This window comes from Candidatus Sodalis endolongispinus, from assembly GCF_018777395.1.
In the GTDB taxonomy this organism is placed as follows: domain Bacteria; phylum Pseudomonadota; class Gammaproteobacteria; order Enterobacterales; family Enterobacteriaceae; genus Sodalis_B; species Sodalis_B endolongispinus.
In genome coordinates, this window is sequence record NZ_JAFJYC010000001.1 from 1,260,278 (window position 1) to 1,283,734 (window position 23,457).

Genomic DNA, 23,457 nt, shown 5'->3' on the forward strand with positions numbered 1-23,457 from the left:
GCAATCTTTGCGACAACGGGCGTTTGCACGTTACACTTGTGCCAACGATTTTGCTGAAGGAAACGCCCGAATGACCCGACATTACGATTACCTCACTATCGGCGGCGGCAGCGGCGGCATTGCGTCAACTAATCGCGCTGCCCAGTACGGCCGTAAATGTGCGCTGATTGAAGCCAAATACCTTGGCGGCACCTGTGTCAACGTGGGTTGCGTTCCAAAAAAAGTGATGTGGCACGCCGCGCAAATTGCCGAGGCGGTAAGGCTGTATGCGCCCGATTACGGGTTCAGCACGACCGTCGACAAATTCGACTGGCGCACCTTGGTCGAAAGCCGCAGCGTCTATATCGATCGCATTCATCAATCCTACGAACGGGTGCTGGGCAATAATCATGTCGATGTCATTCACGGCTTCGCCCGTTTTGTTGATGCGCATACCGTGGAGGTGAACGGCGAGCGCATCACCGCCGATCACATATTAATAGCGACCGGCGGCCGTCCAAGCAAAGTGGCTATCCCGGGCGCGGAATATGGCATTGATTCCGACGGCTTCTTTGCGCTGGACGCCATGCCGGAACGCGTCGCGGTCGTAGGCGCCGGTTATATCGCGGTGGAAATCGCGGGTGTGCTTAACGGCCTGGGCGCCAAGACCCATCTGTTTGTTCGTAAACACGCGCCGCTGCGCAGCTTTGATCCGCTGATTGTCGAGACGTTGGTCGAGGTGATGCAGGCAGAAGGGCCGGCGCTTCATACCGGTTCGGTGCCGCGATCGGTGGCGAAAAACCCCGACGGCAGCCTGACGCTGACGCTGCAAAATGAACAGCAATTTACCGTTGACGCGTTGATTTGGGCCATTGGCCGCGAGCCGGCCACCGATAATCTCAATCTGGCGGCGGCGGGCGTAAAAACCGACGATACCGGCCACATTCAGGTAGATAAATACCAAAACACCAATGTGTCGGGTATTTACGCCGTTGGCGATAATACCGGCGCGGTTGAGTTAACGCCGGTAGCGGTCGCCGCCGGTCGCAGGCTGTCGGAGCGCTTGTTTAACAACAAGCCGGAAGAGCATCTGGACTATGATCTGATCCCGACGGTGGTTTTCAGCCATCCCCCTATCGGCGCCATTGGTCTGACTGAGCCAGAGGCCCGGGAGAAGTACGGTGACGCTGAGGTCAACGTCTACCAGACATCTTTCACTTCCATGTACACCGCGGTCACCCGGCATCGTCAGCCGTGCCGTATGAAGCTGGTTTGTGTCGGTCCGCAAGAGAAAATTGTCGGTCTGCATGGTATCGGTTTTGGCATGGATGAAATGCTGCAGGGTTTTGCGGTCGCCATCAAAATGGGTGCCACCAAGCAGGATTTTGACAATACCGTGGCTATCCATCCGACCGCAGCGGAAGAGCTGGTGACAATGCGTTAAGCTATCTTTCATTTCTCACGGGCCTGCAACAGCGCCCGTGTGTTCCCTTTCCGTCCCCATTCCAGCAGCCAATTGAACTTACTGCCAAGACATTGCCGCGATGCCGGCCCCTCAGTCGGGATCATTGGCTATAATTATTTCCATTAGGGCTATTAATGCTGGGCTGACTTCGAGAGGGACTATGGCCGAAAAAAAGACGCATGCCGCGACCGCCCGGGAACCGGAAATTACCACTCCGCTGACCACGCTTCATACCTGCCATGAGTCGATTGATAAGGTTGCCCACCGTTCAGGACGGTTGATCGAAAAGATCTGCGCTTATCCGGTGGTAGCGCATTTGATCCGCGCCGCGGAGCGCTTTAGCGATCGCATGGGGAGCCAGTTTGGCGCCGCGATTACCTATTTTCCTTTCTTTTCTTAATTCCTATTTTGATGGTGTCGTTTGCCGGTGTCGGTTTTTTTCTGGCGTCCAACCCGGATATCCTGACCGATTTGATTAATAAAATAGCCGACAGTATCAGCGAGCAAACGCTGGCGACCACGCTGAAAAATACGGTGCGTACGGCCGTGCAACAGTGCACCACGGTCGGCATCACCGGTCTGCTGGTCGCGCTCTACTCAGGGCTGAATTGGATGGGCAACCTGCGAGAGGCTATCCGCGCCCAACTGCGTGACGAATGGGAACGCAATCCCCAGGATCAGGAGAAATTTTACCTGAAATATTTGCGCGATCTGATTTCCCTGATAGGTCTGGTGGTGGCGCTGATTGTCACGCTGTCGCTGACGTCAGTCTTCGCCGGCGCCCAGGATCAGATTATCAGGGCGATGGGGCTCGATAATGTTACCTGGCTGCGGCCGGTGATGGTAGTGACGGGCATGACGCTATCTATGCTAGCTAACTTCCTGTTATTTCTGTGTATATTTTGGGTCATACCCCGTCACAAGCCGCGTAATAAAGCCATTTTCCGCGGGGCGCTGATGGCGGCGTTTGGTTTCGAGATAATCAAAATCATTATGACCATGACGCTACCCCAGCTGGCCAAATCGCCCTCTGGCGCCGCTTTCGGCTCGGTTATCGGGCTGATGGCGTTCTTCTATTTCTTTGCCCGGCTGACGCTGTTCTGCGCCGCCTGGATAGGCACCGCCGACTACGCCAAAAAAAACAGTCACCCCCGGGACGCGGCGGACGCAACCTCCGACCCGACCGATAACGGTTACGATGCCGCCGTTCATCGGCACGGCGACGCCTGAACCACCGCCCCGGTGGCGAGACGCCACCGCTCATCGGCACGGTGCCGCCTGCGACATCGCTCCGGCGGCCAGACGCCACCGCTCATCGGCACGGCGACGACTGAGACATCGCTCCGGCGGCCAGACGCCACCGCTCATTGGCACGGCGACGCCTGAGACATCGCTCCGGCGGCCAGACGCCACCGCTGGGGTAAAGCCGGCCGCCGAAAAATAACATGCGGTGGCGTCAATAGACCGCGCCGCACGGCTCTGCCGCGCTATTGCTAAGCGCCCGGGAGGCGGTGGCACGTCATCGTCCTGCAGGATATGTTGGCGTAACCTTAATCGGCAGCGGAGTATGCCAAATGATTAGCGTTACGGCAGTGTTTTATACTAACTTTTACATATTTACAACCACAAACCAGCATTTATCGCTAGGGGGTAATTTTTCTTACGGGTTTTTACAGAAATTAACTCTGCTGCAAACACTTTCTCCGGCGGCTTTCCCTGCGGAAACATCATGAGGAGGCATAATCTGCTGCTGGCGGGGGGAAATGACTAATTGGTAAAAATTCAGACATTGAAATGCCTTATTTCTCTGTCTAAGATGCCTATCTTTTCCGTAGTTGACCAATAAGAAACAATTATGCAAGCCTCAGCAGCACCGACTCTGGATTCCGACGCAGCCGCCCCTCCCGTTAATTCACGGGGTAAAGTGATTGTTGCGTCGTTGATCGGCACCGCCATCGAATTCTTCGATTTCTATATTTATGCCACCGCCGCGGTTATTGTTTTCCCGCATATCTTTTTCCCGCAGGGGTACGACACCGCCGCCACGCTACAATCCCTGGCCACCTTCGCCACCGCGTTTATCGCCCGGCCGATTGGCTCAGCGCTGTTCGGCCATTTTGGCGATCGTGCCGGCCGCAAAGTGACCTTGGTGGCCTCCTTACTCACCATGGGCATCTCAACGGTGGTGATAGGCCTTCTGCCGGGCTATCAGACGATTGGCGTACTGGCGCCGCTGCTGCTGGCGCTGGCCCGTTTCGGCCAGGGTCTTGGCCTGGGGGGAGAATGGGGCGGCGCGGCGATGCTGGCGACCGAAAACGCGCCTTGTATGGCTCCTTCCCGCAGTTGGGCGCGCCCATCGGCTTCTTCTTCGCCAACGGCATGTTCTTGCTGCTTTCCTGGCTGCTGACCGACGAACAGTTTATGAGCTGGGGCTGGCGCGTGCCTTTCCTGCTGTCGGCCGTCCTGGTGCTGATTGGGCTGTATGTGCGCGTTTCGCTGCATGAAACGCCGGTTTTCGCCAAAATCGCCAAGGCGAAGGCGCAGGTACGCATGCCTATTGGTACCCTGCTTAACCAGCATTTGAAAATGACCATCATCGCTACGTTTATCATGGTGGCCACTTATACCCTATTCTATATTATGACGGTATTCTCCATGACCTACGGTACGGCGCCCATGCCGCGCGGTCTGGGATTCTCGCGCAACGATTTTCTGCTGATGCTGATGATTGGCGTTATCGGTTTCGGTTTGATGGTCCCCATCGCCGGTCAATTGGCGGATAAGTTCGGCCGCCGCTACACCATGATAGCCATTACGGTTTTGATTATAGCGTTTGCGTTGGTGTTCCCGTCGCTGCTGGGTTCGGGGAATGTCTAGCTGGTGATGGCGTTTCTGTTATGCGGCTTTATGGTGATGGGCCTCACGTTCGGCCCCATGGGTGCACTGTTGCCGGAGCTGTTTCCCACCGAAGTTCGCTATACCGGCGCCTCTTTTTCCTATAATGTGGCGTCAATCATCGGTGCATCGGTCGCCCCGTACATTGCCGCCTGGCTTACCGCCAATTACGGGTTGTTCTACGTGGGGATTTACCTGGCGACGATTGCCTGCCTGACATTACTGGCGCTGTTGGCGTCGCATGAGACACGGCACAGGGCGCTTTAATTTGCGCGGCTTAGCGGCCGGCCGGTAAAGATAACGGTAATGACGGGCTGTCATCCCAGCGGATGCGGCCCGTTTTTTAATGCGGCGTAGAGAACATGAAGAGGATGACCCATGACGTGGCAACAGATCAAATATGCGCTGCTGCTGGTGATTGTTATTTTGGTTGCGGCGCTTGGCGCCTGGCAATATTACCACACTTCCTCGCCGACACATCCCGACGCCCTGTGGGGGATAGTCAGTGAGAAATGCGTGCCGAATCAACTTCAGCGTGGGGATCCGGCGCCGTGCAGCGAGGTCAATACCGCTGCCGGCTATGGTATTTAAAGATGATTTTGTCGGGCCGCTGCAGTTTTTATTAATGCCTACCGATAAAATCAGCGGTATCGAAAGCCCACGTTTACTCTCTACCTCGACGCCCAATTTCTTTTATCTTGCCTGGCAGGCCAGACATTTTCTATCCGAGAGGCGGGGTAAGCCTATCGGAGACCGTGATTTGTCGCTGGCGATCAATTCCGCCTATGGCCGGACGCAAAATCAGCTGAATATCCATATTTCCTGTCTGCGGCCGGATATCCGCGAGCGGCTGGACAACGATGCCGCCAATATCAGCACCGAATGGCAACCGCTGGCGCAACCGATTCTATGCCACAAATATCTGGCCAGGCGTATTTCCACGGCTGGCCTGGCGGCGCAAAGCCCCTTTTTGCTGCTGGCGCGTGAAGTACCGGATGCTGCTGAGGAGATGGGCGAATACGGTATGGCGCTGGCGCCGCTACTGGATGGCTCATTGGTGCTTCTGGCCAGCCAGCGCAGTCTGCTGCACCGCAATACCGGCACGATTGAAGAGATTCAGGATCACAGCTGCGCCATTCTGAACGGTCATTGACCAACCCGACAGCGGGTTGGCGCCCGCCGCCGGAGGCGATACCGGTTACTTTTTGATATTCATTTCTTTTAATATCGGCGCGCACTGATTATCCTCGCCGCCGCTCGGGGAAATGAGCGCCAGCAGCGCCGCCGCCGGCGTTACCACCGCCCCCAGCACAACGGCTGCGGCGCCGCGAGCGACGAGCGGCCCCGGTTTCACGCCGGCGGAAGGATTTTTATAGGTGCCACGCACATACAGCGGCGATCGCAGCGTCACAATGCGCGCGCCTTTACTATCGGGATTGATCGACAAATCCAGCCTTTCGGTACCCAGGTTGGTGGTGCCGTCAACATGAATGACCGCGTTTTCCGTGTCGAACAGGAACAGTCGCGGCTGCGCCAGACCGTTATTGACATTGACGTCCGCCGCGGCACAGTTGATTTTCACCTGCTCGTCGCCAAAAAGCTTACCGACGACGTAATTACCGACGTTGAGACCGGCGATTTCCATCAAATTACGGCTGATAATGCCATCGTTCATCAACAGCCGCAGATTACCATTGCTGCTGCCCAACAGCGCCGCGACGGAATTGCCGGTGCCGGTAAATTGCGCATCGTCATTTAACTGGCCCATACTGCTGCGCATCGCTTCGACGCTCGGGAACAGCGCTTTTAGTTGCAGGCCACGGGCATGAAGATCCGCGCGGCCGCGCATCGGCGTGCGTTGCCCTTCCAGGCGGATGGTGGCGTTAAGCGTACCGCGCGCCATGCCAAAGCGCAGCGGATCCAGCAACAGCTCACCATTATCCAGCTTCAGATGGGTATAAAGATCGCTTAACGGTAGCGCATCGCCGTGTTCGATATCCTCGCCGGTAAACTTCACGTCCGCATCCATCTTGGACCAGCTGGCGGTATCGAATTTGTCATACGGCAGCACCTTATCAGAGGGCTGTATCGATTTGGTTTTGGCCGCCTGTTTGCCGGACGCGGTGCCGGAGTCGGCACCGATAAGCGGCCACAAATCGGCAAAGCGCAGCCGATTTGACACCAGTTCGCCGCTCAGCGACGGCCGCGGTTTGCCTTGGCGGTATTCCAACGTACCGTGGATATCGCTCTGCCCAATCTTGCCGTTAAACTTCTCGTAACGGTATCGGCCCGCATTTTTGCCTTTAAAATTGGCAACCAAATGTCCGTCGGTGTTATAGGGCGGCGAATCAGGCAGCACCACCCCGGTCAGCCCCTGCAAATCCCCGAGATTTTCTCCGGCGAGCCGCAGGCGCAAATTCAGACCACCGAAATTAAGCGGATCCTCAAGCGTCCCGGTGAACGCCACGCGGGTCCGACACGAGCGCACATCCGCCTGCAGCGGGAACGGGGTCCCCGCGCTACGCAGCGCCAGCATGCCGCCAATTTTTCCTGAGCCGCTAAGCGGTTCGTTGTTGTAAGTCCCCTCCGCTTTCCAGCCGAAAATGTAGTTGTTGTCATTTTTCGCCGCCGCCTGCTTATCGTCGCCGCTGCCGGTCAGTTCGGCCATAGCCACCGGTTTACCGAGCGGGTTTACCGTTAGATGAATATCCGCCTTGGCGATGGCGTCCTGATAATCAATCTTTCCACGATCGAAAACGATATCATCCACCTGAAAAGACCACGGCGAAACGGGTTTTTGGCTGTCTTTCTCGTCGCTGTTGGCCAGGTTGAAAGTCCAGTTATTCTTACCGTTCGCTAATCGTTTCAACGACGCATCAGGGCTGACCAAAGTAATACGCGGCAGATACACTTCACGGTGCAGTAGCGCTAAAGGGGCGATACTGGCCTCGATGCGTTTAAGCCGGGCAGTGTAGTCGCCCGGCACATCTTGCGGGTTGCCTAACGAAATATCTTCCGCATGGATGTGCGGCCACGGCACCCAACTGCGCCAGCCGCGCTCGTCGCGCTTCCGGGACCATTGCACGCCCAAATCGCCGTTAATCGCGAAGGGGCGCTGGAGTTCGGTGGAGACTTTTTCGTTTATGGTCGGTTTGAGGCGGTTCCAGTCAAACGTGGCGATAAAAATCACGATAGCCACGATGAGCAGCAGCAGAAACAGCACGATCCCACCTATCACTTTCTTGGTCCGTGTCATGAATGTCGATATCCTCGTTAGTCTTCCCCGATGCATTAATGATAGTTGAGGATTACGCGCCTGCCAGATTTGGCGGGTGAAACCGGCGGGAGATCAAGCGCAAAACTGGCGTGTCGCCAGAGGGTTACACCGCAGCGGCAGCGTGCCCAGGGTGCGGTGCCACTGCAACTCCTGCTGGCAAAGCGCGAAGCCATAGTCAGTGGGTGAATCGGCTGACAATAGCGCGGCGCGCTGGCCGTCGCACACCGCGAAGGGGGACCGCTGATAACCCGGGCATGCCGGAAATCGTCAGGTCGCCGGCAAAACTATCGGGTTTGCTTACTGCCGCAGCAGGGTGTCGACGGGTTTTGCATGGCGGGATAAACGTCGGGAAAGTCGCCGCAGTGACGATCCAGGTCATGATAAACTAAAACAACGTTTCAGCGGCTATTGACTGCATCGATCATTCTGTTGAGACTAAGTGCCTATATCAGCTTTCTCTTTATATGACGGGCCAGCAAGCAATGACCAGCAAAAAGATCGCCATTATCGGCGAATGCATGATCGAATTGTCGCAAAAGGGCAGCGACGTTAAGCGCGGATTTGGCGGCGATACATTAAATACCTCAGTCTATCTCTCGCGCCTGGTCGCTGCCTCTGAGCTCAAGGTGCATTATATTACCGCCCTCGGTACCGACAGCTTTAGTGATGATATGCTAAAGGCCTGGCAACAGGAGGGGGTAGAAACCTCGCTCATTCAGCGCCTGGAGAACCGGTTGCCCGGGCTGTATTACATTGAAACCGACGCCCACGGCGAGCGTACTTTTTATTACTGGCGCAACGAGGCAGACGCCCGTTACTGGCTGGAAAGCGCGTCGTCGGCTGACATTTTCTCGGCGCTGGCGGACTTCGATTACCTTTATTTAAGCGGGATAAGCATCGCCATCCTGTCGCCGCAAAGCCGCGAGCGTCTGCTGGCCCTGCTGCGGACCTGTCGTGCCAACGGCGGTAAAGTCATTTTTGACAATAATTACCGCCCGCGTTTGTGGCAGAGCCTGGAAGAAACCCAAGCGGCCTATCGCGACATCCTCGCCTGTACCGATATCGCCTTTCTGACGCTCGACGACGAGGACATGCTGTGGGGTAAACAACCGGTAGACGCCGTACTTGAGCACACCCGCGCGCTGGGCGTCAGTGAAATTGTCATCAAACGCGGCGCCGATGCCTGTCTGGTGGCGGAAGCCAACGGGGCGTTGCAGGAAGTGCCCGCGGTGAGATTGCCGAAAGAAAAAGTGGTTGATACCACCGCCGCCGGTGACTCTTTTAGCGCCGGCTATCTGGCGGTGCGTCTGACCGGCGGCGGCGCGGCCACGGCCGCCGAGAGCGGGCATCGCACCGCCAGCACGGTTACCCAGTACCGTGGCGCCATTATACCGCGCGATGCCATGCCCACCCGGCAGGGCTGATGGTCCTATCAAGGCAGCAACAGCGCTACAAACACGCCGGTGCTAAAAGCGCGACAGGCTGACAGCCGCCGCGACCAATGGGATAATGTGGAAGATGGACGCCAAAAATCAAGACCTGAACAGGCTACCGTCCGCTGACCGACCGCACGGTGATAGCGCCTCTCTCACGAGGCCGGCGGTATATCGGTGACCTCCGGCTTGCTCTCGTCAATCGTCGCCGGCAGCGGGCCTGGATCCATGATGTGCTCGTAGATCTCCTGCAGCGCCTTCATGTTCACCTCCGGCTCGCCGTTTGGCTGCATCAGCACCAGAGTGGCGTTTTGCGACAGCTGACCGCGCAATTCCTGATTCAGCCTTTGCAGCGTCAGCCCGCCAAGAAAAGCGCTACGCAATTTCTGATACTGTTCCGGCGCGATATCCACGACCTCATTTTGCTTAGAGCGTAAACGCTGACTCATCAAAACGTCGGTGCTGGTGCGCGCGTAAGTGGCGAACAGCGTGCTCAATTCACCGGTTTTGCGCGCCATTAGCGCGTCGAATTCCGCCTGGCTCAAGCCATTGTTGCGCACATTGGCCAGCTCGTGGGCGACGAAGGTCATCGACGGCGTCAAATTATCCGCTGACGTATCGACGTGAATCGCACACTGAGCGCGTAAATAGTTAACATTGCAGTCAAAGCGCAAATTAGTCTGCTTCAGGTCGCTTTCCTTGAGCGCCTGCTGCAAATGCATATACAGCGCCTCGCGCGCCAGATCCCCGCGCCCATAACGATTCAACGATTGCGAATCACGTATAGGCTGCCACGGGCTGTCCCAGACGAGCTTAAGACTGTCGTAGCCGCCTGCTTCGCTAAACAGGCTCACGGGTTGATGCGGTAACGGCGACATCGTCGGCATGGTCGCCGGCGTGTCGCGTTTGCCCTGCAGCGCAGAGAAGCTTTTAACGATCTGCTCATTAAGGGCGCGCCCGTCCACATTGCCGACCACATACAGCGTCATGGCGTCTGGGGTGTACCATTGCTGGTAGAAATGCTGCAATTGTTCGGCATCCACCGGAGATTTTTCGTCGGCGTATCCGGGCTGTGAGCCAGCAGCAACGACCCTTTCAGGCGATAATGCCACCAGCTGTTGCGCGGGTTATCCGGTACCGTCGCCACCGGATCCGCTGCCGCCAGCGCCTGCTGCACCGCGGCCGGGGTAATGGACAGCTGGCCAGCCGTATTGACCATCCATTTCAACGCTTCTTTGACTAAATCCGGCCGGCCGTTCGGCAAACTGAGGCTATACAATGTCGTATCATAGGAAACGCGCGCCGGCGGCTGCGGCCGCTGTTCATTCTCGCCCTGCTGCCATAAGGAGGTAAGCTGCGCGTTGGTGAATTTTTCGCTGTGCGTCAGGGCCAAACGGGCAACAAGACGCGCGAAACCGGTTTGCTGGGCGGTTTCTGCCAGCGAACCGGTATTGACCATCAGCCGCAATTCTATACGGTCGTTTGGCCGCTGTGGCGTCGTCAGGACTTGCCAGGCGAAACCATTGCTCAGTTTTCCCTGCTGCCAGGCGGCATCGGGTTGTAATGCTTCCGGCCTGTGCCCACCCGCCCGATGTCACCAGTAAAACACCACTTAAAAAAGACGAATGCCGGTGCCCTGCATGTGAACCCCTACTCAATCAGTACCAATGAAAAACCTAAATCTCACTTTGACGGTTGACTGTGCTTTGCATCGTTTTTACGTTTCCGCCGAAAAAAAAGTGTGGCGCAAAGTGTACCATGTTGTTAGACAACGGACCTTTGCAGATGTCACCCCGCAGCAGAAAATATTACCTTCTGGAGGCATGGCAGGACAAAAAATGGACAGAGGCCGCTGGACTGGCGCAAGCGACAGGAAATTAGGGGACCGGCGCGTGAAGGAAGCGTTGTTCAAATGCCGGCTGCGTCAGCGGCTCGGCGAACAGATAACCCTGACCGCGATGAATATGATGCGCCAGCAGATAATCGCATTGGGCGGTATTTTCCACCCCTTCGGCGATAACCGGCAGGCCGAGTACGCCGGCGATGGCGCTGACTACCTGCAACATGACGGCATCTTCGGGCAGGGTGGCGATGAAGCTACGATCGATTTTCAGCATATCGACGGGCAAATGCCGCAGGCGATCGAGGCAATATAAACTGGAATAGCCCATGCCAAAATCATCCAGCGCAATAACGATACCGAGGTTGCGCAGCTCGCGCAGCACCTGGAACGAGGCGTCAAATTCGGCAATGCAGGTGGTTTCCGTGATTTCCAGTACCAATCGCGCACTGCGGACCTGATAACGCGCCAACCAATGTTTTAACGACGCGACCAGACCGTTTTCCTGTAATTGCAGCGCGGACAGATTCACCGCCAACGGCAGGTCGATACCGCGTGCCTGCCATGCTCCAAGCACCCGGCACGCTTCCTCCAGCACCCAATTGCCCAGCGGTACCATCACGCCCACCGCCTCTACCTGACGAATAAAATCCTCCGGCAGGCTCCAACTGCCATCGTCCTGGCGCCAGCGCAGCAGGGCTTCGGCACTTAACAGGCGGCGGTCGCGCATATCCACCTGCGGTTGGAAAAACAGTGCGCAGCGCCCGTGCGCTATCCCGTCTATCAGAGTGTGGGCAATAGTCAAGCGCCGGGCCGCCGCGTCAGCCTGTTCGAGCTCGAAAAACACAATCTGGTTTTTACCCCGCGCGTCTGCCGACAACGCGGCAGACGCGGCACGACGCAGCAAGCCTTCAGAGATTTCGTCACCCAATTGACCCATGGTGACGCCAATACTGGCCGCGGGCCGCAGCGTCAGCGTACCGAGGGTCAGCGGATGCTGAATACGGGATAAAAGGCGCTGGGCCAGTTGCCTGGCCTGAAACGGCGGCTGCGTATCCCAATGGCACAATGCGAATTCATGCGGGCTCAATTGCGCCAGCAGGCCGGTTTCACCGTGATCCAGCCGTAGTTGATCCGCCAGCGCGGCGCGCCGCAGACCGCACTGCGATTCGGTTAACGCCACCGCCGCCTCCAAAAGGGTACTGACCGCGATGACAAACAAACAACAGGGTCGGGTTTCTTGTTGCGACGCCAGACGGGCATCCAGCATCGCCAGGAAGCGCGCGCGGGTAGGCAAACCGGTGTCAGGATGACGCGTCGTCCGCCGCTCAAGATCCTGCCGGGCGCGCGCACTGGCCTGCTGGTTGCGGTTATAACTGCGTACCAGCACCCCCAATTCATCGTCCCGATGCATATTCGGCAGAGTAAGCTGGTGGGAGGGAATTTCCTCCGGCGCCAGATTTTCCAGCTCGCGGGCAATCGCGCGCAGCGGATGCACCATCAGGCGATTAATACACCAGGTAATGGCAACAGTCATGATCAGCGCCAATAGCAAATACGTCGTTATCATTGTGGCAATGGCACTGATGATAAACTGATACAGGCGGTACGAGTCCGCCTGTAGCACCAAATAGGCGAGCGCCTGGGGATGAGACGGCCGCGGCAAGGAATAAAGCGGCATCTGCACCTCGACCGGCAGGCGGAACACGCGGCGTATCAGCGCCGGCACCGGCCGCTCGGGCGGGAACTCGCCGTGCAAAACATGGACATCATTCGGGAGTACCACATCGGCGCGGCTCAGAATGCCGCTGCGTTTAAGGGTAACCAGAATCTGTTCGGCCTGGGGGATATCCGCTTTGAGCACCGCGTTGGATAGCGGCTGGCGCACCGACGAGGCGATATTTTGCAATTGCAGGGTGTAATCTTCACTACGCTGCTGAACGAAATGGAAAAGCTGGATCACGATAAACAGACAAAGGGTCACCCATGCCACGCCGGACACCGTTGCCATTTGTTTAATCGTTAAAGAACGTCTGATCCGCAAACTCTTCTCCATATAATGCTGGCAGGTCAAACGCGGGCGGCGGTGCCCTCCGCTGACCGCAAACCGGAACACCGCCATCTCGGTAGCCGAATGCCGGTGGATGGCGCAAGCTGCCCTAACGCAGGTCGCACCGATTATCCCGCCTAATATAACCGATTTGATAGCGCGTTTTATGCCTCAAAACGGGCGATTCAGCCAAATCTTATGCGATAGCGGCGTGGGAATGAAATGGCTTTCATTATGCCTGTCTTTGGTTTTGGTCGAAATGATCAATTTTTGTAAAGTAATCGTTAAGGCTATTACGCTAACTTTACACAAGCCTCAGGGCAAGAACTTCACTATAAAGCCTCCTTCCGGTCGTAGAAAATAGGCTGTTTTTTCAAAAAGCCGCATGTTTTAACTATTATTAACGAGCAGAAAAATAAATATTGCCTTTTAAAAGGCTTTTAATTAAAAAGCAGCAGCGATTGGCATTTGACATGGGATACACCCGGAAAAATTTATCCGGCAATTCCAATAAAATGGTCTATGTTTAAAGTCGCGCGCGAGCAAGGCGCCGGGTATACAACCCCCACAGCGCCCTGACAACCAATCGCTATTATACGGCGCTGCCGCCGTTCAAGATTGGTAAATAAATGAGACTTGTATTAGCCTGTCTTATAGATTTCGTCATTTTTTTCATTCGCGCCCAAAGCTTATTTTGCCCGATTGCGCCTTTACGCTTAACCCTAGCGAAAACGCGCCGGTACGGTTCTGCCACACGCCATTCCTAAGGTGAGCTATGAATAATTATGATGACATTAAGCGATTCAAAGAAAAGCTGAATATGGAAGCTATTGATTATAAAGAAATCGCTGATAATAACCCTCATAGTTCTGTTTCCAGCTGGACCATTATCCGACAGATCGTCAATGCCGATCGGTCGTTACACCCGCTGGAGCAAGGTCATTCGACGATCCTGCCGCCGCCGTCACCGATATCACAACAAGAGTTCAGCGCCCGATCGCCGGCAATGGCACAGCAGCCTCCCGTCGCCCAGGGATCTGCCGCCACCGCCGGAATTGATCGCCCCGCGTATGGTCCCTCGGTGTTTTCGCCGCTGTTCAACGCGGTGGATAATGCTTTGCCGCCGCAGACTGCCGCCGGCAGCGCACCGCTAGCGTGCGCCATGGGCGCCATGGGCGCCAGCAGGCTCGCTAATGGGCCGGGATCGGTATTTAGTCAATTAACACGCCAGCCGGCCTCCGACAGCCGCGCGTCTCCGAGCCCCCGCGACCCGGCGCCGACCGACGGCAACGCATTACCGTTGCAAGGCGGTGCGGCGATGTTTGCCAGCACCCCGTCGTCCGGCTTGATGACGGGCGACCCGGCGCAAACGCCTGATACAACGCCATTGACCCAGGCGCAAGATGGGTATGCCCGGGCACCAGGCCGCGCACCCGAGGCTTTAACGCCGCAGGGTAACCCGTTTAACGCCCCGCACGAGGTACGCTCTACGTCGCCGTTTGCCGAGGCGCAGGGCCAGTTCGCGCCGGAGCAGGGAGCGGCCCGCGCCCGCGATGCTTACGTGCCGCAGGGCAATCCGTTTTTGATGCCGAACGCGGCAAAGGGTATGCCCGGCGACGCCGATAAGCGGTTTAAAAACTTATTCAATCGTGGCCCCGCAGCCACTGCCGACACCCACGGCGGCCGCGATCTTTCCCTTCCACTTCTTTTAGAGAATATCGCGTTATGCCGTTAGTTTGCGTCTGTTCGCCCAAGGGCGGCGTGGGCAAAACCACCGTGAGCGCTAATTTAGCCTATGCCCTGGCCCGCAGCGGCAGCAAAGTGCTGGTCATTGATTTCGATGTACAAAACGCCTTGCGGCTGCATTTCGGCGTGCCGATATCCGACACACGCGGCTATGTCGAGCAGGCCACCACAGTCATGGATTGGAGCCAGTTTATTCTCAAGGCGGACGCCAATGTGTTTGTGCTGCCCTATGGCGAAGCGGAAGAAGAGCAACGATTGGCGTTTGAAAACGCTATCAGCCACGACCCGCACTTTTTGCAGCGCGGTCTGAGTACAGTGTTGAATTATCCGGGTCTGGTGGTTATCGCCGATTTCCCGCCGGGGCCGGTACCGGCGCTGAAGGCCGTACAGAGCTTCGCCGATCTGCATATTGTCATGATGCTGGCGGACACCGCCTCGCTGTCGCTGCTGCCGCAGATTGAAAATCACAAATTCCTTGGCGCGCCGCTCAATCAGCGTCTGGGGGAATATTACGTCGTCAATCAGAGTGATATGCGCCGTAATCTCAGCCGTGACGTTTCGCATTTTTTTGAACAGCGGCTGGGGGACAAACTGCTGGGCATGATTCATCGCGATGAATGCGTGCCGGAAGCCAACGCGTCCCAACGTTCGATTATCGAGTTCAGACCGGTGTCTGCGGCAGCCTTCGATATTGAGCTTATTAGTAAAAAAGTCGCCGCTATCGTTGGGGTTAAAGTAGGGGATGGCGAAATGTACGCCATGCCCAATCCGGGCATTTGACATTATCGCAGGTCAGAATATGAATAAAGTGCTGTTTTATTTGCTGTTACTAGTGATGCTCCCCATCGCCACAATCATAGTGATTACGCCGATGGACAGCGATAAACAGTATTTTTTCGGTCTGGCCAGCCTGGGGCTGATGTTATTACTCGGCATCAGTAAAAGCCACTATGTGAACGTCTTACTGGTGGTGATGTCCTGTTTGATGTCGACGCGCTATATCTACTGGCGCGCCACCGAAACCCTGCACTTTAATTCCACGGTGGAAGCCTGTCTGGGCATCGGGATTTTTATCGCCTAACTCTACGCATGGGTTATTTTGGTCTTGGGTTATTTGCAAACCATCTGGCCGCTAAAACGACGCATTGAACCGATGCCGGAAGATATCTCGCTGTGGCCGACGGTGGATATTTATGTTCCTACCTATAACGAGAGCCTGGATGTAGTACGCGATACCGTATTGGCGGCGCAGTGCATCGATTACCCGCATGACAAAATGCGTATCTATATTCTCGACGATGGTAAACGCAGCGAATTTGCGGTCTTCGCCGCCGACGCCGGCGTAGGCTATATCACCCGCGACGATAATAAACACGCCAAGGCGGGTAACCTCAACCATGCGCTGACCCCGACCCGGGGCGAGCTGATTTGCGTATTTGACTGCGACCACGTCGCCACCCGCGGCTTTTTGCAGGCCACCGTCGGCAGTTTCCTTATCGATCCGCGACTGGCGCTGCTGCAAACGCCGCATTACTTTTATTCCCTCGATCTCTTCGAGCGTAATCTCTCGGCGGCGCGACATAACCCGAATGAAGGCGCGCTGTTTTACGAACCGGTGCAACAAGGTAATGATAATTGGAACGCGACCTTCTTCTGCGGCTCTTGCGCGGTTATCCGCCGTTCAGCGCTGGAGGAAACCCACGGCTTTGCGGTGGAAACCGTCACCGAAGATGCCCACACCGCGCTCAAACTGCAGCGTAAAGGCTGGAATTCGGCCTTCCTGGCGATTCCACTGGCGGCCGGCCTGGCCACCGAACGCCTCGGGCTACATGTGATTCAGCGTATCCGCTGGGCACGCGGCATGACGCAAATACTGCGCATGGATAATCCGCTGTTCTGCCGCGGATTAAAGTGGCAACAGCGGTTGTGCTATCTCAACGCCATGCTGCATTTTCAATATGGCCTGCCGCGGGTCGTGTTTTTAACCGCACCGTTGGCGTTTCTGCTGTTTAACCAGAATATCATCGCCTCCTCGGCCAGCACCATTTTCGCCTATGTGCTGCCGCACCTGTTTATGGCCATCTGGCTTAATTCACGTATGAACGGCCGGTATCGTTATACCTTCTGGGGCGAGATTTACGAAACGGTGATGGCATTCCATCTTATCATTCCGACTTGCTTGACCCTGCTCTCCCCCAAGCATGGCAAATTAAACGTGACGGACAAAGGCGGCCTGTTGGATGAAGGCTTTTTCGACGCCCATATCGTGCGACCGCACATTATCGTGGCCTGTTTGCTGGTATTGGGTGTGATTGCGGGGATTGTGCGGGCAGTGATGTATGACTATTTCAACGTCGATCCGCGGGTGATTGTCTTTAATATCGTCTGGGCCATGCTAAGCGTCATTATTTTACTGGCGGCCATCGCGGTGGCCAAAGAAACCCGTCAGGTCCGTAAAACCATCCGCGTCGAGGTGACCATTACGGCGATTATTCATTACGCCAGCGGTATCTCCGTGGTCAGCGAAACGCGGGATCTTTCCATGGGCGGGGTAAAATTGGTGACGCCGGACGACGGCCATCGCCAGGACACTATCGAAGAAGTGGAACTTCGGTTGCAGTCCGGTGGCGTCTGTATTCCGGTTAGCGTCATCCACGCCGGACCGGACGTGATACGGCTCATGTTCAAAGATATGCCCCTGGATAAGCGGCGCGAGCTGGTGCGGGTCGTTATGGCGCGCGCCGATGCCTGGCTGACCACCCCTTATCCCCGCGATCGTCATTTGCGCTCCTTTGCCAGCATCGTGCGTTGCGTATTCGAGCTGTTCTATAACACCTGGAAAGAGCGCGGTCGAAAGAAAAAGCACGCCCGGTCCGCCGGGTCTGGTGAGACGGCATAAGGACGGGCGGAATCTATATATGTCATGTCATTTCAGGATGATGGTTTCTCTTTTAGCGGCGCTTTTGGCGGCGTCGGCTGACGCAAAAGCGGCACCGGGTGAGGCAAGCGGCTACGGCCAGGAAAGCGCCTCGCCGCTTGACCCCATTGATGATGAAACCATTATCATCGCCGAGATGGTGCAGCCGAACGGTCTGACCCTCAGCGGCTGGCAGTTACAATCGGGCATCATCTTCACCCTGGCGCAAAACCAGGTGGTCACCAATACCTGACTCTCTTTGGCGTTGAAGGTGTCGCAGGCGCTGGATACCAGCCTGCGTTTAATGCTCAACGGTCAGGACCTGGGCAGCATCCGGTTAAATCAAACGGCCGACGGCAACAATCTCTATCGGATTTACGTCCCGTCGGCAATGGTGGTGGGGAAAAATAATCTTAGCTTCAGCGTCAGTGACGATAATACGCTGTCCTGCGATCGGGATCTTACCGATAAATACTGGGTCACCATCCTGCCCGGCACCCATATGCAGTTGAGCAGCCAGATCCTCGACACGGGCCGGGATCTGTCGCATTTTCCGCGGCCGTTTTTCGATCCGCAGTCGATGAAGGGATCCTCGCTGGCCTTCCTGTTCTCAAGCACGTTAAAGCCCGATGCGGAGGAAGCCGCCAGCATGTTGGCTTCCTATTTTGGCCTGCACGCCAGCAACCGCAGCGTTGATTTTTCCGTCCTTCTCGACGCGCTGCCGGCGCAAAATGGCATCCTGTTCGGCGAACCGGGCGACAAAATCGGCGCACTCACCCTGCCGCAGGTCACGGGGCCGACGCTACAGGTCATCAACAACCCACAAAATCCGGTGTATAAATTACTGCTGGTGGTGGGTCGCAATGGCGTCGAACTGCGCCAGGCCGCCTGGCAGCTGATTTCGATGCCGTTGCCGGCCAGACAGGATGTGATACAGGTGCAGGAGCAGGCCATCCCTGAACGTCAGCCCTACGATGCGCCGCGCTGGATAGACACCAGCCGCCCGGTTTACCTGCGCGAGTTGACGCAGGATATTCAGTCGCTGACCGCCAGCGGGCTGTATCATGACGGCATTCGCATTGGTTTTCGCGCCGCGCCGGATCTGTTTATGTGGGACGGCGACCATTTTCCGGTGGATATTGGTTACCGTTTCCCCGCCGATAGCGGGATCGATGAGGATCACTCCAAGCTGGATGTTACCCTCAACGGCACCTTCCTTTACAGCCTGCCGGTGAACAAGCGCGGCCTGCTGGAAGGTCTGTGGCGCAAACTGGTCGGCGACTCTCGTCAAGAACGCTATACCCTGGAGCTGGCGCCCTATCTGATTTATGGCGATAACCAGATGCAGTTTTATTTCTTCCTGCGACCAAAGCCGGATGCCCCTTGCAGCCTGCTGACCAGTAACACCCTAAAAAGCCGCATCGATCCGGACTCGTCTATCGATTTAAGCCGTACCCACCATTTATCGCTGCTGCCGAATCTTTCCTATTACGTGGGCGCCTCATTTCCCTTTACCCGCATGGCGGATTTTTCCCAGACGGTAATGCTACTACCGGCCAAACCGCAGGCGGCGGAACTCGCCACGCTAATGGCGATGGCGGCCCGCGCCGGCAACGCGACCGGCATCACGCTGAACCGGGTAACGGTCCAGTTCGGCCTGCCCACCGGCGCCGGCGCGGCCGAACGGCTGGCGATCAAAGATATTCTAGCGGTGGCATCGCTCAAACAGGCGGCGTTTGTGCAGCCATTGGCCGCCAAATCGCGCTTCGCTTTGCGCAACGGCCTATTGTCGGTGCGGGAGCGGCGACTAACGGATCGTCTGAATAATTATCTCAACGGTCATCTGTTCAGCCACGATCGGGAAGCGGATCGCTACCTGACCTCCACCGACGCCTGGCGCGGCTTTCTGAGTTTCGAGTCGCCCTGGACCGCCAAGCGGGTGGTGGTGTTGGTCACTGCGACCAACGATGACCAGCTGGTAAAGCTCAACCAGGATCTGCAATCCGCCGCGATAAACGCCGGCATCCGTGGCGATGTGGCGGTCATCAACAACGAGAACGGCGTGCGCAGCTTTAGCGTCGGCGCGCTGTTCCCGCGCGGTGAAATGCCCTGGTACATGCGGGTGCTGTGGTACGCCAACCAGCATATTATCCTGCTGGCGGTGTGCGGACTGCTGATTTCTTTGCTGATCGGCAGCGGCATTTACCTTTTGCTGGCCCGCCACGCCGCCAAACGGCTGGCTCACAGCACCAATAACAATCAGGGTCATTAAATGAGGCATTGCGGAGTGAGTGTTATGAGTATCGGCTATGAAACGGGTCGCTAAGCCAACCTTTGCCACCTGGTGCGCCGCGGGCCTGACGGGGCTTTCGCTGTATGCGGCCGCCTCACACGCCGCCGACAACAGCCCGGCGATAAACGCCCTGCTACAGCAGGCTGTCTATTGGCACGATAAAAGCCATGATGATCTGGCGCGTGAGTCGCTGCAAAAAGTCCTGGCGGTGGATGAGAATAATGCCGATGCCCTGTACTTGCTGGCGCTCTACTCGCTGAAAAACGGCAACCAGGCGCAGGCGGCAAAATGGCGCGCCCGTTTGACCGCGGTTTCCCCCAGTGATACCCGCCTGCAAAGCCTGGACAGCGCTAACGTCGTACAGGCTATATCGCCGGCGCAATTAGCCTATGCCAGCCGGATAGCGGCCGACGGCAGTACCCTGCAGGCGGTGGCAAGCTACCGCGCGTTATTCCAGGATGCCACTCCACCAGACAGTCTGGCGGTGGAATACTATGATACGTTGGCCTGGCTTCCGTCCGCCCGTCCGCAGGCGATAGCCGGTCTGCGCAGCCGGCTGCAAGCGCTGCCGAATGACCGCTCCGCCCGGCTGGCGCTGGGACGCATATTGACCTATGACGAAGCGAACCGCCGCGAAGGTATCGCCATCCTGACGCCGCTGGCGTCCGCCAGCCGCAACGCCGACGCCGCTCTGCGCCAGGCGCTGTTATGGCTGGCGCCGCAGGCCGCCGACAAAGCAGACTACGACCGCTATATGCAACGCCACCCCAACGACAGCGCCCTATGGCAGCATTTTCAGCAAAGCGTCGGCGGTACGGAGAAAGGGGCCGGCTATGCCGCTTTAAACAGCGGCGACACTGCCGCCGCCCGTAGCCGTTTCGAGGCGGTGCTGACCGCCAACCCCAATGATGGCGATGCGCTTGCCGGACTGGGTTATATCGCCCTGCGCAATAATGATTTCACCAGCGCCGAAAACTATCTCAATCAGGCCACCAAACAGGGCGGCGCCAACAGCGCTCAATGGGCCGCGCTGGCGCAGGACGCGAAGTTCTATGGCGCCCTGAATCAAGCGAAGGCGGCCGCCGCCGCCGGTAATCCGGCCCAAGCGTTGACGCTCAGCGCGCCACTGGCCCAAGAGACCGGAGATAAAGGACTGGCCGCAGCGCTATTTCGCGCCGACCTGCAGCGCCGGCAAAATGACCTCATTGGTGCGGAGCAGACTTATCGGGCCATTCTGAACCGCGACGCGCAGAACAAGGACGCTAAACTGGGGCTGTATTACACCCTGCGCCAAGAAAATAGCCCAGGCGTTGCTGCAAACCCTACCCGCCGACGCGCGTCCCCGTGAATCGGCCGGTAACAGCGTCGATCCGCTGCGCAGACAGGCGCAACAGGCACTGCAAGCGGGCAACACGCAACAGGCATTGGAGCGGCTGAATCAGGCGCTACAAAAACAGCCCGGCAACGTCTGGGTGCGGCTGGATATGGCGCGCATTCTGCAACAGCAGGGGGATAGCGCCCGGGCGCAAGGGTTGATGGCGGCGATTTCCCAACGCGGCGCCACGGCGGACAACCTGTATGCCGTGGCGCTGTTTGCCAGCGAAACCGGACGCATGGCGACCGAGGCCCAATTGCTGGCCTGGATCCCGGACAATCGCCGCAACCGCGCCATGCGCGAATTGGCCGCGCGGGTGCGGTTTCACCAGCAGATGGCCGATGCCGACACCTACATCGCCCAGGGCAATCGTACCGCGGCGCTCAATACGCTGCGCGTGCTGGCGCAAACGCCGCCGCGTACAATAAGTTGATCGTCGCACTGCAAAACGACCCATAATGTTGTAAACCGTTTCCCGATAGCGCACATCGGTAAGGTAGACGGTGATTTTGCAAATATCTTCCAACTTGCTGCCCGCTTCATCCAACAACATTTTGATGTTGGCCATCGCTTGCTCGGTCTGTTCCGCGACATCGCCAATGCCCACTGATTCTCGGGTATCCAGATTTTGGCCTATTTGACCACGCAGAACACTATGTTGCCGGCCACCACGGCCTGGCAAAGATCATTATCCAGGTTCTGTTCGGGATAGGTCACTTTCGAGTTAAAGGGACGAATACGGGTATGTGCCGTTATTGTTTCTCCTTAAGGGATGATTATCCGAGGAATTGTTTTAATTCAACGGGTTGTGGTTGTTCAAAAATCTGTTGCGGCGTCCCGACTTCATGGACTTTGCCTTGGTGCATAAACACGACGTAATCGCTTACTTTGCGTGCAAAATTCATTTCATGCGTCACCATGATGAGGGTCATACCGTCACGCGCCAGCGATTCGATGACCTGCAACACCTCGCCCACCAGCTCCGGGTCGAGCGCCGAGGTGATTTCGTCACACAGCAGGATTTCTGGATCCATCGCCAACGAACGGGCGATGGCCACCCGCTGCTGTTGGCCGCCGGACAAACTGTCCGGCCAGGCGTCGAATTTTTCTGCCAGCCCCACGCGCTGCAACAGAAGGCGCGCCTGGCGCTCCGCTTCGCCGGCGGTCCTTTTCTTTACCAACGTTGGTGCCAACATGACGTTACGGCAGACCGTGAGATGAGGAAATAAATTGAAGCTTTGGAAAATCATGCCGACGTTCTGGCGCAATTCGCGCAACGCCGCGGGGCTGTCGTGCTGAATAGCCTGGCCATCCACGGTCAGTTGCCCCTGCTGAAAAGTTTCCAGCCCGTTAATACAGCGCAATATGGTGCTTTTCCCGGAACCACTTTTGCCAATGATGCTCACCACTTCCTGACGCTTAGTCTGCAAATCGATGCCTTTGAGCACTTCATTGTCGCCAAAACGCTTGTGCAGACCGCGAATATCAACCAAGGCGAAGGGGGATGGATTGGAAATGTCAGTCATGGCATGCGGCTCCCAAGATTAAGTTTTTTCTCTAATTGCCGACTCCAAAGCGATAACGGAAAGCACAGCAAAAAATAGAACGCGGCCACGCTGCCGTAGACCAAAAATGGCGCAAAAGTAGCGTTGGCAATGATCTGCCCCGAGCGGGTAAGTTCAACAAAACCAATGACCGAAGCCAGCGCAGTGGCCTTGATGGCCTGCACCAAAAACTCCACGGTCGGGGCGATAGCCAACCGTAACGCCTAGGGTAAAATCACATAGCGCAATTGTTCGCCGAAGGACAAATCCAGACTGGCGCCGGCCTCCCACTGCTGACGCGAAACGGCCGCCACGCTACCGCGCCAGATTTCGGTAAGGAAAGCGCTGGCGTATAACGTCAGGCAAAGGCTGGCGGCAAACTGCGGCGACGTTTCGACCCCTAACAACCCCAATCCAAAATAGGTCAGAAACAGCTGCATCAGCAGCGGCGTTCCCTGAAACAGCTGTACGTACAGCGCCACCAGACGGGTCAACCACGGACGTTGCAGTAAGCGCAACATCAGCAACACCGCCCCGACCACGCCGCCGCCGATAAAGGCAATCGCCGATAACCCCACGGTCCAGCCCAGCGCCCACAGCAAATTGCGGTAAATATCCCACAATGAAAAATCACTCATGCCCG

General features: G+C 56.9%; 12 protein-coding genes and 7 pseudogenes. 13 read left to right on the forward strand and 6 right to left on the reverse strand.

Annotation, left to right across the window (positions count from 1 at the left end; genetic code table 11):
- Positions 1-70: 70 nt before the first annotated feature.
- From gorA to JZM24_RS06230, 5 genes and pseudogenes are all read left to right on the forward strand, one after another.
- Positions 71-1,423, forward strand: coding sequence for a glutathione-disulfide reductase (gorA, locus tag JZM24_RS06215; protein WP_215669047.1), 1,353 nt, complete (start codon positions 71-73; stop codon positions 1,421-1,423).
- Between the two features lie 181 nt (positions 1,424-1,604).
- A pseudogene (gene yhjD, locus JZM24_RS06220) lies at positions 1,605-2,674 on the forward strand (inner membrane protein YhjD).
- A 625-nt stretch (positions 2,675-3,299) separates the two neighbouring features.
- A pseudogene (locus JZM24_RS06225) lies at positions 3,300-4,321 on the forward strand (MFS transporter).
- Positions 4,322-4,327: 6 nt separating this feature from the next.
- Complete coding sequence (locus JZM24_RS18490; RefSeq protein ID WP_246580004.1) at positions 4,328-4,606, forward strand: MFS transporter; 279 nt, start codon at positions 4,328-4,330, stop codon at positions 4,604-4,606.
- 111 nt (positions 4,607-4,717) lie between these two features.
- A pseudogene (locus tag JZM24_RS06230) lies at positions 4,718-5,492 on the forward strand (CDP-diacylglycerol diphosphatase).
- A 45-nt stretch (positions 5,493-5,537) separates the two neighbouring features.
- On the opposite strand, the gene JZM24_RS06235 reads toward JZM24_RS06230, so the two are convergent.
- Positions 5,538-7,595 carry an AsmA family protein gene (locus JZM24_RS06235; RefSeq protein WP_215669048.1) on the reverse strand — a complete coding sequence of 686 codons (2,058 nt, stop codon included), beginning with the start codon at positions 7,593-7,595 and terminating at the stop codon, positions 5,538-5,540.
- 503 nt (positions 7,596-8,098) lie between these two features.
- Here JZM24_RS06235 and kdgK point away from each other — a divergent pair.
- Complete coding sequence (gene kdgK, locus JZM24_RS06240) at positions 8,099-9,040, forward strand: 2-dehydro-3-deoxygluconokinase (RefSeq protein ID WP_215669049.1); 942 nt, start codon at positions 8,099-8,101, stop codon at positions 9,038-9,040.
- Between the two features lie 164 nt (positions 9,041-9,204).
- Here kdgK and JZM24_RS06245 read toward each other — a convergent pair.
- Together JZM24_RS06245 and hmsP are read right to left on the reverse strand one after the other, a co-directional pair.
- A pseudogene (locus JZM24_RS06245) lies at positions 9,205-10,691 on the reverse strand (M16 family metallopeptidase).
- Positions 10,692-10,926: 235 nt separating this feature from the next.
- Complete coding sequence (gene hmsP / locus JZM24_RS06250; RefSeq protein ID WP_215669050.1) at positions 10,927-12,933, reverse strand: biofilm formation regulator HmsP; 2,007 nt, start codon at positions 12,931-12,933, stop codon at positions 10,927-10,929.
- A gap of 781 nt (positions 12,934-13,714) precedes the next feature.
- Between hmsP and bcsO the strand changes: the two genes are divergently transcribed.
- The 7 genes and pseudogenes from bcsO (at position 13,715) to JZM24_RS06285 (ending at position 21,703) form a co-directional block, all read left to right on the forward strand.
- On the forward strand, positions 13,715-14,674 hold the full coding sequence (bcsO, locus tag JZM24_RS06255; protein ID WP_215669051.1) for a cellulose biosynthesis protein BcsO: 960 nt from the start codon (positions 13,715-13,717) through the stop codon (positions 14,672-14,674).
- A complete protein-coding gene (bcsQ, locus tag JZM24_RS06260) occupies positions 14,665-15,465 on the forward strand; it encodes a cellulose biosynthesis protein BcsQ (protein ID WP_215669052.1) in 801 nt (266 codons plus the stop codon). The genes bcsO and bcsQ overlap by 10 nt, the downstream gene beginning before the upstream one ends.
- Before the next feature lie 19 nt (positions 15,466-15,484).
- A pseudogene (gene bcsA, locus JZM24_RS06265) lies at positions 15,485-17,584 on the forward strand (UDP-forming cellulose synthase catalytic subunit).
- A gap of 37 nt (positions 17,585-17,621) precedes the next feature.
- Positions 17,622-17,855 (forward strand): cellulose biosynthesis cyclic di-GMP-binding regulatory protein BcsB, encoded by a 234-nt coding sequence (locus JZM24_RS06270; RefSeq protein WP_215669053.1) that lies wholly within the window; start codon positions 17,622-17,624, stop codon positions 17,853-17,855.
- A 12-nt stretch (positions 17,856-17,867) separates the two neighbouring features.
- Positions 17,868-19,874 (forward strand): cellulose biosynthesis cyclic di-GMP-binding regulatory protein BcsB, encoded by a 2,007-nt coding sequence (gene bcsB / locus JZM24_RS06275; RefSeq protein WP_281418210.1) that lies wholly within the window; start codon positions 17,868-17,870, stop codon positions 19,872-19,874.
- 37 nt (positions 19,875-19,911) lie between these two features.
- Positions 19,912-21,243 (forward strand): tetratricopeptide repeat protein, encoded by a 1,332-nt coding sequence (locus tag JZM24_RS06280; protein WP_215669055.1) that lies wholly within the window; start codon positions 19,912-19,914, stop codon positions 21,241-21,243.
- The gene (locus JZM24_RS06285) at positions 21,206-21,703 is read left to right on the forward strand and encodes a tetratricopeptide repeat protein (protein WP_215669056.1); all 498 of its coding nucleotides are present in this window, start codon (positions 21,206-21,208) and stop codon (positions 21,701-21,703) included. The genes JZM24_RS06280 and JZM24_RS06285 overlap by 38 nt, the downstream gene beginning before the upstream one ends.
- Before the next feature lie 66 nt (positions 21,704-21,769).
- On the opposite strand, the pseudogene JZM24_RS19375 reads toward JZM24_RS06285, so the two are convergent.
- The 3 genes and pseudogenes from JZM24_RS19375 to JZM24_RS19980 all read right to left on the reverse strand — a co-directional run.
- A pseudogene (locus JZM24_RS19375) lies at positions 21,770-21,877 on the reverse strand (RidA family protein); the annotation flags it as partial.
- A 169-nt stretch (positions 21,878-22,046) separates the two neighbouring features.
- Positions 22,047-22,796, reverse strand: coding sequence for an amino acid ABC transporter ATP-binding protein (locus tag JZM24_RS06295; RefSeq protein WP_215669057.1), 750 nt, complete (start codon positions 22,794-22,796; stop codon positions 22,047-22,049).
- A pseudogene (locus JZM24_RS19980) lies at positions 22,793-23,452 on the reverse strand (amino acid ABC transporter permease). The gene JZM24_RS06295 and the pseudogene JZM24_RS19980 overlap by 4 nt, the downstream one beginning before the upstream one ends.
- Positions 23,453-23,457 lie beyond the last annotated feature (5 nt).

Excerpts from the sequence above, each read along its gene's own strand:
- gorA (WP_215669047.1), top strand. The coding sequence starts at position 71 with ATGACCCGACATTACGATTACCTCACTATCGGCGGCGGCAGCGGCGGC.
- JZM24_RS18490 (WP_246580004.1), top strand. The coding sequence starts at position 4,328 with ATGGCGTTTCTGTTATGCGGCTTTATGGTGATGGGCCTCACGTTCGGC.
- JZM24_RS06235 (WP_215669048.1), bottom strand. The coding sequence starts at position 7,595 with ATGACACGGACCAAGAAAGTGATAGGTGGGATCGTGCTGTTTCTGCTG.
- kdgK (WP_215669049.1), top strand. The coding sequence starts at position 8,099 with ATGACCAGCAAAAAGATCGCCATTATCGGCGAATGCATGATCGAATTG.
- bcsO (WP_215669051.1), top strand. The coding sequence starts at position 13,715 with ATGAATAATTATGATGACATTAAGCGATTCAAAGAAAAGCTGAATATG.
- bcsQ (WP_215669052.1), top strand. The coding sequence starts at position 14,665 with ATGCCGTTAGTTTGCGTCTGTTCGCCCAAGGGCGGCGTGGGCAAAACC.
- JZM24_RS06270 (WP_215669053.1), top strand. The coding sequence starts at position 17,622 with ATGATGGTTTCTCTTTTAGCGGCGCTTTTGGCGGCGTCGGCTGACGCA.
- JZM24_RS06280 (WP_215669055.1), top strand. The coding sequence starts at position 19,912 with ATGAAACGGGTCGCTAAGCCAACCTTTGCCACCTGGTGCGCCGCGGGC.
- JZM24_RS06295 (WP_215669057.1), bottom strand. The coding sequence starts at position 22,796 with ATGACTGACATTTCCAATCCATCCCCCTTCGCCTTGGTTGATATTCGC.